General features: G+C 64.3%; 8 protein-coding genes. All 8 read left to right on the top strand.

Annotation, left to right across the window (positions count from 1 at the left end; all coding sequences use genetic code 11):
* The 8 genes from tssF to tssL are packed head-to-tail and all read left to right on the top strand — an operon-like array spanning position 1 to position 12,621.
* Positions 1-1,896: a type VI secretion system baseplate subunit TssF gene (gene tssF / locus RW095_RS28215; RefSeq protein ID WP_317022061.1), complete on the top strand. Its 1,896-nt coding sequence runs from the start codon at positions 1-3 to the stop codon at positions 1,894-1,896.
* Complete coding sequence (gene tssG, locus RW095_RS28210; RefSeq protein ID WP_317022060.1) at positions 1,881-2,960, top strand: type VI secretion system baseplate subunit TssG; 1,080 nt, start codon at positions 1,881-1,883, stop codon at positions 2,958-2,960. The genes tssF and tssG overlap by 16 nt, the downstream gene beginning before the upstream one ends.
* Before the next feature lie 4 nt (positions 2,961-2,964).
* Positions 2,965-5,712, top strand: a complete 2,748-nt coding sequence (tssH, locus tag RW095_RS28205; protein WP_317022059.1) for a type VI secretion system ATPase TssH — start codon at positions 2,965-2,967, stop codon at positions 5,710-5,712.
* A 57-nt stretch (positions 5,713-5,769) separates the two neighbouring features.
* A complete protein-coding gene (locus RW095_RS28200; protein WP_317022058.1) occupies positions 5,770-6,159 on the top strand; it encodes a DUF4280 domain-containing protein in 390 nt (129 codons plus the stop codon).
* Position 6,160: 1 nt separating this feature from the next.
* Complete coding sequence (locus RW095_RS28195) at positions 6,161-8,152, top strand: type VI secretion system Vgr family protein (RefSeq protein WP_317022057.1); 1,992 nt, start codon at positions 6,161-6,163, stop codon at positions 8,150-8,152.
* A gap of 34 nt (positions 8,153-8,186) precedes the next feature.
* Complete coding sequence (gene tagH / locus RW095_RS28190; protein WP_317022056.1) at positions 8,187-9,950, top strand: type VI secretion system-associated FHA domain protein TagH; 1,764 nt, start codon at positions 8,187-8,189, stop codon at positions 9,948-9,950.
* Positions 9,951-9,971: 21 nt separating this feature from the next.
* Positions 9,972-11,306 (top strand): type VI secretion system baseplate subunit TssK, encoded by a 1,335-nt coding sequence (tssK, locus tag RW095_RS28185; RefSeq protein WP_317022055.1) that lies wholly within the window; start codon positions 9,972-9,974, stop codon positions 11,304-11,306.
* A gap of 25 nt (positions 11,307-11,331) precedes the next feature.
* Positions 11,332-12,621 carry a type VI secretion system protein TssL, long form gene (gene tssL / locus RW095_RS28180; RefSeq protein WP_317022054.1) on the top strand — a complete coding sequence of 430 codons (1,290 nt, stop codon included), beginning with the start codon at positions 11,332-11,334 and terminating at the stop codon, positions 12,619-12,621.
* The last annotated feature ends 22 nt before the right edge of the window (positions 12,622-12,643 follow it).

Genomic DNA, 12,643 nt, shown 5'->3' with positions numbered 1-12,643 from the left:
ATGAATCCAGACCTGATCAAATACTACAGTCAGGAGCTGCAGCATCTCCGGGAGATGGGCGGCGAGTTCGCCCGCGAGTTTCCGAAAATCGCCGGGCGGCTCGGACTCGAAAGTCTCGAATGCGCGGACCCCTATGTCGAGCGTCTGCTCGAGGGATTCAGCTTTCTTGCGGCGCGCGTCCAGCTGAAAATAGACGATGAGTTTCCGCGCTTCACGCAGCACCTCGCGGAACTGGTGTATCCCCATTACCTCACGCCGACGCCGTCGATGGCCGTGGTGCAGATTCAGCCCGATCTCACGAGCACCAGTCTCGCGGACGGCGTGCGGATTGCCCGCGGCAGCGCACTGCGCAGCGTGCTCGACAAGAACGGCTCGACGCGCTGCGAATACCGCAGCGCGCATGAACTGACGCTCTGGCCGCTCGAAATCGCCGAGGCCAGATTTTTTACGCATTCAGGCTCGCTCGGCGGCATGGATAGCGCGTTGCCGGCGAGCATGGCCGCTGGGGGAGCTATCAAGGCCGGCCTCAGGCTGCGCCTGCGGGCGACCGCCGGTCTCAAGCTCAACCAGTTGAAGCTCGACCGGCTGACACTCTATCTGCGCGGCACCGACGGGCTCGCCACGCGCATTCATGAACGTCTGCTCGGTTCGGTGAGCGGCGTCGTCGTGATGCCGGCCAAACGTCCGGCCGCCTGGCATGTGCAGTTGCCCGCGACGGCGTTGCGCCCGCTTGGTTTTACGGAAGACGAAGCGTTGCTGCCGGTCAGCCGGCAGTCGTTTGGCGGCTATCGGCTCTTGCAGGAGTATTTCGCATTTCCGCAGCGCTTCATGTTTGTGGCAATCGACGGCTTGCAGGCGGCATTGCGGCGTTGTGCCGACACGGAGATCGAGGTGATCGTGCTGCTCAGGCGCAATGATCCGCTGCTCGAACAATCGCTCGACGCCACGAATTTCGCGCTGCATTGCACGCCCGCGGTCAACCTGTTTTCGCGGCGCACGGATCGAATTGCGCTGTCTGACGAGCAATTCGAATATCACGTGGTCGCCGACCGAACACGGCCGATGGACTTCGAGATCTATCAGATCCAGGCGGCGACCGGTTACAGCGCGGGTGCCGGCGGCGAACAGCAGTTCGAGCCGTTCTATCACGCGCGCGATCTCGGAGCCACATATCGGGCCGGTGCCTATTACCAGGTGCGCCGCGAGAAACGCCTGCCTTCCGCGCGACAGCACGAGCGCGGGCCGCGCACGAGCTATTTGGGCAGCGAGATGTTTGTCGCGCTGGTGGACGCGGCAAACGCGCCGTTTCGCGGCGACCTTCGCCAGCTCGGCTTGCAGGTGCTGTGTACAAACCGCGACTTGCCGCTGACCATGCCGATCGGTGTCGGGCCCGCCGATTTCACGCTCGACGTGGAAGCGCCGGTCCAAACCATACGCTGCGTGAGCGGCCCGAGCCGGCCGCTGCCCTCGTACGCGCATGGCGCGGTGGCGTGGCGGCTGTTGAGCCACCTGTCGCTGAATTACGCGTCGCTGCTCGACAACGACGCGCAGGAGGGCGCCCGGGCGCTGCGCGATCTGCTGGGCCTTTACTGCCCCTCCGACGACATCGCGAGCCAGCGCCTGATCGAAGGAGTGCGCTCGATCGATTCTCGTCCGGTGACACGGCGCTTGCCCTGCGCGGGGCCGATCGTGTTCGGCCGTGGACTGGAAGTGACGCTGACGCTCGACGAAGCAGCGTTCGAAGGCGCCGGCGCATTTTTGCTCGGCGCCGTGCTCGCGCATTATTTTGCTCAATACGTATCGATCAACTCGTTCGCCGAGACCGTCGTGAAGACCGTCTCGCGCGGCGAGATCATGCGCTGGCCAGCGAGGGTCGGACAATGCTGGACGCTCTGACACTGTTGCGCCGGCTCGAGGACGAAGCGCATCGCTTTGACTTTTTCCAGACGATCCGGCTGCTGGAAAATGCGTATCCGGACAAGCCCCGCGTGGGCGAGTCGCTGCAGCCTCGCGACGATGCGATTCGCTTCGTGCAGGAACCGGAGCTGGTGTTCCATCCCACCACGCTCGGCGCCTTCACAGCGGCGAGCGAACACCACCCCGCGCGCCTTGCGGTCAAGTTCTTCGGCCTGCTCGGGCCGCATGGTCCGCTGCCGACTCATCTCACGGAGTACGTGCGCGACCGTGCGCGCAACGCGAACGATCCGACCTTCGCCCGTTTTCTGGACGTCTTTCATCACCGGATGGTGTCGCTTTTCTACCGCGCCTGGGCCAATGCGCAGCCTGCGGTGAGCCTCGATCGTCCCGGGCGGGATCGTTTCTCTTTTTATGTCGGCAGTCTGTTCGGACTCGGCGAGGCGACGCTGCGAGACCGCGACGCCGTGCCTGATTTCTCCAAGCTGCACTTCGCCGGTTTGCTTGCCGCGCCGACGCGTCCGGCCGCGGGTCTGAAGCTGGTGCTGGCGCGTTTCTTCAACCTGCCGGTCGAGATCGAGCAGTGGGTCGGCCATTGGATGGCGTTGCCCGCCGGTTCGCTATCGCGCCTCGGCTCGCAGGACGGGTCCGCCGCGCTCGGCGTCTCGACGGTGCTCGGCGCACGCGTGTGGGATTGCCAGCACAAGTTCCGCATCGTCATTGGGCCGTTGAGCCGCGCCGACTATGAGCGCTTTTTGCCGGGCGGCGAGAGCCTGAACCGCCTCGCCGACTGGCTGCGCAACTATGCGCGCGACGGGCTCGACTGGGACCTTCGGCTGGTGCTCAGACAAGACGAGGTGCCGCGCTTAAGACTCGGGCGTCACACGCGGCTCGGATACACCACGTGGACGCTGCGCGGCACGGCGCAGGGTGACCAGCGCCAGTTGCTGTTGCATCCGACCGGTCCGGATGGCCGCTCGCGGGTTGCCGCCGCGGCCCGCACGCCGCTTTCCGACGCGTCGCCACAGACATCAGCGAGGGACTAGCAAAATGGCCGAGATCAAACGGGCGGCATTGTTTGGCAAGCTGAACAAGCTCGGATTCCGCGCAATCGAAAGCGCGAATGTCTTTTGCAAGCTGCGCGGCAATCCCTATATCGAACTGGTGCATTGGTTTCACCAGATTCTCCAGTTGCAGGACTCCGATTTGCACCGCATCGTCAAACATTACGGACTCGATCCTTCCGGGCTGGCGCGCGATTTGACCGACGCGCTCGACCGCCTGCCGCGTGGAGCGGGTTCCGTGACGGATATCTCGTCGCAAGTCGAGGAGGTGGTCGAACGCGGCTGGGTATTCGGTTCGCTGATGTTCGGAGAGGCCCAGGTGCGCACCGGTCATCTGATGGTCGGACTGCTGAAGACACCGTCGCTGCGCAACGGACTGTACGGTATCTCGCGGCAGTTCGAGCGCATCAAGCTCGATTCGCTCGTCGACGAATTCGACAGCATGCTGCGCGAGTCGCCGGAAGCGGGGATGAGCGCGAGCGACGGTTTTCAGACGGCCGGCGCACAGCGCGATAGCGGCGATCCCGGCAGCGCCGGCGGTGCAGGCGGGCCGGTGCCGCCTGCCGCGATGGGCAAACAGGAAGCACTGCGGCGCTTCACCACCGATCTGACGGAGCAGGCGCGCAACGGCAAGCTGGATCCGATCGTCGGTCGCGACGAAGAGATTCGCCAGGTAGTCGATATCCTGATGCGCCGCCGCCAGAACAACCCGATCCTGACCGGCGAGGCGGGCGTCGGCAAGACCGCGGTCGTGGAGGGCTTCGCGCAGCGCATCGTGGCCGGCGACGTGCCGCCCTCCTTGCGCGGCGTGGAGTTGCGCACGCTCGATGTCGGTCTGTTGCAGGCGGGCGCGAGCATGAAAGGTGAGTTCGAGAACCGCTTGCGGCAGGTGATCGAGGAGGTGCAGTCTTCGGAAAAGCCGATCATTCTTTTTATCGACGAAGCGCACACGCTGGTTGGCGCGGGCGGCGCGGCCGGCACTGGCGACGCGGCGAATCTGCTGAAACCGGCGCTTGCGCGCGGCGTGCTGCGCACAGTCGCCGCCACCACGTGGGCCGAATACAAGAAGCACATCGAGAAGGATCCGGCACTCACGCGGCGCTTCCAGGTCGTGCAGGTGAGCGAACCCGACGAAACCAAAGCGATCCTGATGATGCGTGGCGTCACTTCGACGATGGAGCAGCATCACAAGGTGCAGGTGCTCGACGAAGCACTCGAAGCCGCAGTGCGGCTCTCGCACCGCTACATTCCTGCGCGCCAGTTGCCGGACAAGGCGGTGAGCCTGCTCGATACCGCGTGCGCGCGCGTGGCGGTCAGTCAGCACGCAACGCCGGCTTCCGTCGACGATTCGCGCAAGCGCATTGCCGCTCTTGAAACGGAGCTGGAGATTATCGGCCGCGAAACGGCGGTTGGGGTGAATACGCAGGAGCGCGAGGCCGCCGCATCCGAAAAACTGGCTGCCGAACAGGCTCGCCTCGCCACGCTGGAGAGCCGCTGGGTGGCGGAAAAGGAACTGGTGACGCAGATTCTCGCGCTGCGCGCACAGCTGCGCGGCGAGACTGGCAAGGTCGAAGGCGCCAATGAAACCGCCAAAACCGGTGTAACCGCCGAATCGGGCGAGAGCGGAGCCAGCGACGCTGCAACGCGCGACGCCCGGCTCGCCGCGCTACGCGAACTTCAGGCCCGGCTAACCGAACATCAAGGCGAAGATCCTTTGATCCTGCCGACCGTCGACCAGCAGGCTGTGGCTTCCGTGGTGCAGGACTGGACCGGTATACCGGTAGGCCGGATGGTGCGCAACGAAATCGAAAACGTGCTGAAGCTTGCGGAGAACCTGAACCGGCGCATCATCGGTCAGGCGCACGCCACCGAAATGATCGCTCGACGCATTCAGACATCGCGCGCCGGTCTCGACAATCCGAACAAGCCGATCGGCGTGTTCATGCTCGCCGGCACCTCGGGTGTCGGCAAGACCGAGACCGCGCTCGCGCTCGCCGAGGTGTTGTACGGCGGCGAACAGAACGTCATCACGATCAACATGAGCGAGTATCAGGAAGCGCATACGGTGTCATCGCTCAAGGGGGCGCCGCCCGGATATGTCGGCTACGGAGAAGGCGGCGTACTGACCGAGGCGGTACGCCGCCGTCCGTACAGCGTGGTGCTGCTCGACGAAGTGGAGAAGGCGCATCCGGACGTCCACGAAATTTTCTTCCAGGTGTTCGACAAAGGCTGGATGGAAGACGGCGAGGGCCGCGTGATCGACTTCAAGAACACGCTGATACTGTTGACCACCAACGCGGGAACGGACCTGATCTTGAGTTTGTGCAAGGACCCGGAGCTGATGCCGGAGCCCGAGGGTATCGCGAAAGCGCTGCGCGAGCCGTTGCTGAAGGTTTTTCCGCCAGCCTTGCTGGGGCGCGTGGTGGTGGTCCCGTACTACCCGCTATCCGACGAAATGCTTGGCGCGATCATCCGCTTGCAGCTCGGACGAATCGAGAAGCGCGTGCGCGCGTCGCACAAGATTCCGTTCAGCTACGACGACGACGTGGTGAAGCTGATCGGCAGCCGCTGCACCGAACTGGAAAGCGGCGGCCGCATGATCGACGCGATTCTGACCAACACGCTGTTGCCGCGTATCAGCACCGAGTTTCTGACGCGGATGATGAACGGAAGCTCGGTGACGAAAGTGCAGATCGGGGCGCGCGACGGCGAATTCGTTTATACCTTCGATTGATTCATCGAAGCGACGCGCGCGGGTTTTCAGAGTTCTTCGCATGATGGACGCATTCATATGCCGCAACAAGTCAGCATGGGCGCAACGCTGCAATGTTCGTTCGGCGTGGCGCCCTCGTCTCTGGTGGTGCTGCCGGTCAACCGGGTGATGGGCGAGGGGCCGCCCGCGGCCAACATCATGGATCACATTCCGCTCGTCAACATTCTTCCGTTTGGCATGTGCACCTCGCCCGCGAATCCCATGGTCGCGGCGGCCACGGCGGCCGCGATGGGCGTGCTCACGCCGATGCCCTGCATTCCCGCGACGATGACGCCGTGGACGCCGGGTGCGCCGAGCGTGCTGCTCGGCAACCAGCCTTCGCTCGACAACGTATCGACCTGCATGTGCAACTGGGGCGGCGTGGTCACGATCATCAATCCGGCGACTGTCAAAACGATGATTCCATGACATGACCACGCAAATCCCGAACCGACACGTCACCGTCAGTTGCGCGCCTGCGGGCGAGGATCTGCTGTTCCTGCATATGAGCGGTACTGAGGAGTTGGGGCGCCTCTCCGAGTGGCGGCTCGACCTGCTGAGCACGCGCAACGACTTGCAGGCAGCCGATCTGCTGGGCCATGACATCTCTGTCGCGCTCTCGCTGCCACGCGACGGCGAGCGCCAGTTCAACGGCATCGTCACCGCGTTCCGGATCGTCGCGCCTGGCGACGGCACTCGCAATCGCATGGCGCGCTATGAAGCGGTGGTGCGCCCGCGGCTGTGGCTGCTGACGCGCGCCTCGCACAGCCGCTTCTTTCACGAGCAGAGTGTGCTGAACATCGTGACGAGTGTGCTTCAGGACTACAACGTCGACGTCAGCGATAAATGTCAGGCGACATATCCGACGCTGCCGCATTGCGCGCAGTACCGGGAAACCGACTTTGCTTTCGTCAGCCGGCTGATGGAGCATGAAGGCATTTACTATTATTTCGAGCACAAGATGGGCAAGCATACGATGGTGCTGACCGACTCGAGCGATGTGCATGGGCCGATCGATCACTATCCGTCTATCTCTTACGATGCTTGGTACGAGCCTTCGCACGAGAAGGAATGCATCTACGCGTGGAGTTCGGGCGCCGAATTGCAGACCGGAAAATACGAGGTCAACGACTACGATTTCGAAAAGCCTTCACTGAGCAATCAGCAAGGGCTGCTGTCGCGTGCCACGCGGCCGAAGGTCTACGACCCGCCGGTCTACACGATGCAGGAGCATCTGAGCGGTCACGTCGAGGCCGCCGATGGCGACCGTTATGCGAAGGTCGGTATCGAGATTCGCGAGGCGCGCAACGACAGTATCTCGGGCCGTTCAAGCGCACGCGGCATCTGGCCCGGGGGCCAGTTCAAGCTTCAGGATCATGCCTCTACCGCGCAGAACCACGAATATCTGGTGATTAGCGCGGTCTACGAAATAAATTCGGATGTCTATGTATCGACCGCTCGCAGCGATGCATCGCTGCCGTTTTTCGATTGCTCGTTCACTGCGTTTCGCAAGGAGAATCACTTCCGCTCGGAGCGCTTGACACCGCAGCCGGTCGTCGCGGGTCCGCAAACTGCCGTGGTGGTCGGCCCCGACGGCGAAGAGATCCTCATGGACAAGTACGGCCGTATCAAGGTGCAGTTTCACTGGGAGCAGTTTGCGCCGCCGGCCGATGCGGATACCCGTATGAAGCGTTGCTGGGTGCGCGTGTCGCAGGGCTGGGCCGGCAAACGCTGGGGCACGTTCTTCGTGCCGCGGATCGGCCAGGAGGTGATCGTCGATTTTGTCGAGGGCAATCCGGACCGGCCGCTCGTCACGGGCTGCGTCTACAACGCCAATACCATGCCGCCGTACGAACTGCCGGCGAATCAGGCGCTCTCCACGCTAAAAAGCAATTCGACGAAAGGCGGCGGCGGATTCAACGAAATGCGTTTCGACGACAACAAAGGCGACGAGCAACTGTTCTTCCACGCAGAAAAGAATCACGAAACGTGGGTGAACAACGACATGCTGTGCAACGTCCGGAACGACAGGCATCTGAAGGTCACCGGAAACGAATTCGTGTCGATCGCCGGCGCACGCCACGACGCGGTGACGGGCGACCAGAACGCCGAGGTCGGCGGCAACGCGTCGCTCAAGGTCGGGCAGAAGTTGCAGGAGAAAGTGGGGATGGACTATGCGATCGACGCCGGCATGAACATCCATATCAAGGCGGGCATGAACGTCGTCATCGAAGCGGGCGCGAGCATTACGCTCAAGGCGGGCGGCGCGTTCGTGGTGGTGGGGCCAGTGAGCGTGGCGGTGTCGGGCACGCCGATCCTGCTCAATTCGGGCGGCTCGGCGGGCGCGGGCGGCGGCTCGTCGCCGACCGCGCCGAGCGCACCCAAAGACGCCGACGACGGCACCAAGAAAGTTAAATCGTGACTTGTTACTGACCTGACCGGTTGTGGGGAGCCAAGTGAGCTATCCGATTCTTTCGCTGCGGGTCGTGCGATTCAACGACGAAACGCTGGCCGAGCCGATTGCCGTTGCGTTCGGTCCGACGGGCGGCACGATTGGCCGCGCGACCGACTGCACGCTCGTGCTGCCCGACCAGCAGCGCGCTATTTCACGCGTTCACGCGCGCGTCGAATTTCGCGGCGGCGACTATTTGCTGTGCGACCTGGGCAGCAATCCGAGTGTATTGAATCAGCGAGCGCTGGGCGGCACGCGCGAGGCCCGGCTCGCGGACGGCGACCGTCTGCTGATTGGGCCGTATCTGCTGGAGGTGTCGATTGGCGAGCAGACTGCTCCGTTGAGCGGCCTGACGGGCGGCCGCGATCCTCTGAGCGCCGCGCAGGTGCTCGGCGGACCGTTGGCCGATCCAGAAGGCGATGTGTTGCGTATTGGCTCCCTCGATCCGTTCGGCCAGCCGGGCTTCGGTGAACAGCAGCGGATATCGTCGCGGCCGGGCTTTGCGGGTTCGGAGAGCGATCACGTGTCGCCGGAGATGCAAGCGTTTTCGGCTCCGCAACCGCCGCGGGAGGAGCAGGGCACAGCGTCCCCGCCCGCTGCAGGCATTCCGGCCAATTACGATCCGCTCGCCGATGCGTTGGCGCAATGGGAAACGCCGGCGCAGGCGGGCGGTCCGTCGCCTGCGGCAGCGCCGCGTCATGCGGCGCACGAGACGGCGGCCACGGCGGCTGCACCGAGCGGCGGCCCAACGGGCTTGCCGCCGGGACTGCTCGATACCTCGATGACAGGGGCCGCAGCCACACCGTTCGACGATCTGTTCGCGACGCCGTCTGCTCAGCCGTCCGCGTCTTCTGGGCCGTCTGCTCCGGTGGTGCCGGTGGTCGTGCCGGTCGTGGCGCCACAAGCGGCTAGCGCGCGGCTTGTCACGCCTGTTGCGTCGATCCAGCCGGAGGCTACAACCCCTGATCCACAGCCCGCTCCAATCACCCCGCAAAATTCCGTGCCGTCACCGACCGCAGACCTTGCGCCGCTCCGGACATTCGCCACGAAGGCGGGTGACACTGGCCAATCAGCCGCGCCGCCGGCCACGCCTGGCGCGCCCGCCGCAGCGGCACGTCGCGATACTTCCGCCCCGATCAGCGAAAACGCCAGCACCATCCACGCATTGCTCGAAGGTCTCGGCCTCGATGCATCACGCCCGCCGAACCTGCCCGAGCCGGAATTCGCGCGCCTCATCGGCGAAATGCTGCGCGAGTCGCTGCGCGGAACAATGGCCGTACTGCGCGCACGGTCGATGACCAAACGCGAAGCGCGCCTCGATACGACGATGATCGTCGCGCGCGACAACAACCCGCTCAAGTTTTTCCCCGACGTCGACAGCGCGCTTGCGCAAATGTTGACTGGCCGCAGCGCCGGCTATCTGCCGCCGGAGGAGGCGCTCAAGCGCGCCTTCGACGACATCGAGGCACACGAACTCGCCGTGCTCGCCGGCATGCGCGCGGCGCTCGCGCACGTGCTCGACCGCTTCGATCCCGCGACGATCGAAGCCCAATTGAAGGAGCCCGGTGCGCTCGAAAAAGTGCTGTCGAACCGCAAGGCGAAGCTATGGGATCTGTTCGTCGAATTGCGGGGCACGGTCGCGCGCGAAGCCGACGACGACTTTCAGAAACTCTTCGGCAAAGCCTTCAACGACGCATATGAGGCCCAGATCGAGGCACTGCACGCGGCCCGCGAGCGTCAGCCGAAGCACCCGGCCAAATCCACCTGACTTACCTTTGAACGAGACGATATGTCCTGGAACAGCAAAGTCATCTGGTCGGAGGGGATGTTTCTTCAGCCCCAGCATCTGCAGCAGCACGACCGCTATCTGCAGAGGCAACTGGAGGCACGCGCGAGCGGCCTGCATTCGTATAGCTGGGGCTTTACGGCGCTGTGCATCGACGAGCCCTTGCTCAAGCTCGGCAAGCTCGCGCTGTTGTCGTGCTCGGGCGTGCTACCTGACGGCACGCCATTCGATCTTCCTGCCGACGACGACTTGCCGGAGCCGCTCGACATTCCCGAAGGCACGCGCAACATGCTCGTCCAACTGGCGCTGCCGGTGCGCAGACCCGGTGTCGCCGAAACTGGCAACGAAGCGAGCGAGGAAAACTTCGCGCGGCACCGCATCGCCGAACTCGACGTGAGCGACAGCAACGATCCCAATGCGGGAGCCGCGTTGATGCAGATCGGCAAATTGCGAGTGCGCCTCGCGCTCGCTCCCGAAGTGGCGAACGGCTACACGGCGCTCGGAGTTGCCCGCGTGCTCGAACGCCTGCCAGACAACCGGGTCGTACTGGAAAACGACTACAGCCCGCCGTGTCTCGACTATCGGGTAGCGCGCCGCCTTGGCGCTTTCGTCGACGATCTGGTGGGGCTTCTGCATCAGCGCGGCGAAGCGCTGGCCGCGCGCCTTGCCCAGCCGGGTGTGACCGGTGTCGCGGAGGTGGCGGACTTTCTGTTGCTGCAACTGGTCAACCGCCACGAGCCGCTCGCCTCCCATCTCTCGACGATGACCGGCCTGCACCCCGAAGAGCTCTACCGGATGGCGGTGCAGCTCGCCGGCGAACTGGCGACCTTCAGCCAGCCGTCGAAGCGGCCGCAAGCGTATCCGGTCTATCGCCATGAATGGCTGAGAGAGACGTTTGCGCCGGTGATCGACGATATACGCGCATCTCTAGGCATGGTGATGGATCCGCACGCGGTGCCGATTCCGCTCGAAGAACGCAAGTTCGGCTTGCGCGTGGCGCTCGTGCCGGACAAGACGCTGTTCACCGGGGCCGCCTTCGTCCTTGCGGTGCGCGCGCACATGCCGGCCGAGCAGATTCTGACCGGCTTCCCGCCGCAGGTGAAGATCGGGCCGATCGAGCGCATTCGTGATCTGGTCAACCTGCAATTGCCTGGCGTCGGCTTGCGTGCGTTGCCCGTGGCGCCCCGGCAGTTGCCGTTTCATGCGGGCTTTACCTACTTCGAACTCGACCGCGGCAACGACTTGTGGAAGCAGTTCTCCAGTTCCGCCGGTATGGCGCTGCATGTCGCCGGCGACTTCCCCGGGCTGACGATGGAGTTCTGGGCAATTCGCCGCTGATGCAATCGATTTGAGGAAGTTCATCGTGAGTCCTGACGAACTGCGCGGCCGCTCCGACGATCCCGGCGCGACGATCCTGATCCCGACGCCCGGCGGCGCGCGCGCGGCGTTGATGGCGGCCGCGACAACACCCGGGCCGATGCTGGCGGCAGGCGGGGGTCTCAATCCGCTGTTGCGAGCGGCGAATCCGCTGATCGAACTGGCCTTGCCGCTGCGTCTGTTGCCGACTCATCCGAATGTCGAGGAGTTGCGCAATCAGTTGGTGCAGATGGTGCGCAATTTCGAAGCGCAAGGCCGCGCCAACGGGATCGATGACGAAAAGCTCGGCGCGTCGCGCTACTGCTTGTGCACCTTTCTCGATGAGGCGATCGCGAGCACGCCGTGGGGCGCGGGCCTATGGGGCAGCCGCAGCCTGCTCGTCATGTTTCATAACGAGGCGTCGGGCGGCGAGCGTTTCTACATGATTCTTCAGCGCCTGGCGCAAAATCCGGCGGCCAACGTCGATGTACTCGAATTGATGTATGTCATTCTCGGCCTCGGTTTCGAAGGCCGCTACCGGCTGATCGACGGGGGCCGGACGCAACTCGACACGATCCGCGAGCGCCTCGAACAGATGATTCGCGGACAGCGCGGCGCCGCCGAGCGCGATCTGTCGCCGCACTGGCTCCCCGTGAAGGCGGAGCGCAAGCCGTTGTTGCACCTCGTGCCAGTGTGGGTGACGGCGGCGGTTGCGTGCGTGGTGCTGGTGGTCGTTCATCTGCTGTTGAGCTTCAGTCTGAACGACAGGTCCGATCGCGTTTTCGAAGCGCTTCACGGTATTCGCGTCGCGCCGGCTCCCGCGCTCGCCTCGAAACTGACGGCTGCGCCCAAGCTCGCGCCCAGGCTCTCGCAGTTCCTCTCGCCTGAAATTGCGCGCGGCCTCGTGCGCGTCGCGGAGTTGCCGGATCGCACGGTCGTCACCATCAATGGCGACGGCCTGTTCGCCTCGGGCAGCGCCGATCTCGCGCCGGGCTTCGTGCCGCTCATACAACGCATCGGCGACGCGTTGAAGGAAGTGCAGGGCAATGTCGTCGTCGCGGGCCACACGGACAATCAGCGGGTCCTCTCCGCGCGCTTCCCGTCGAACTGGCATTTGTCGCAGGCGCGCGCGGAAGCCGTGCGCGATATGCTCGCGGCCCGCGCCGGCACGCCGGGCCGCTTTAGCGCCGAAGGGCGCGGTGACGCCGAGCCCATCGTGCCCAATGACACCAGTGCGAATCGCGCGAAGAATCGCCGGGTCGATATCACGGTTCTTGCGCCGGGGGCGGCATCGTGAGCGCCGTAGTGACTAGCGCGCC

The organism is Paraburkholderia kirstenboschensis (assembly GCF_032806925.1).
GTDB lineage: Bacteria > Pseudomonadota > Gammaproteobacteria > Burkholderiales > Burkholderiaceae > Paraburkholderia > Paraburkholderia kirstenboschensis.
Note: the sequence above shows the minus strand (reverse complement) of the source record. Positions and strands in the feature narration are given on the sequence as shown.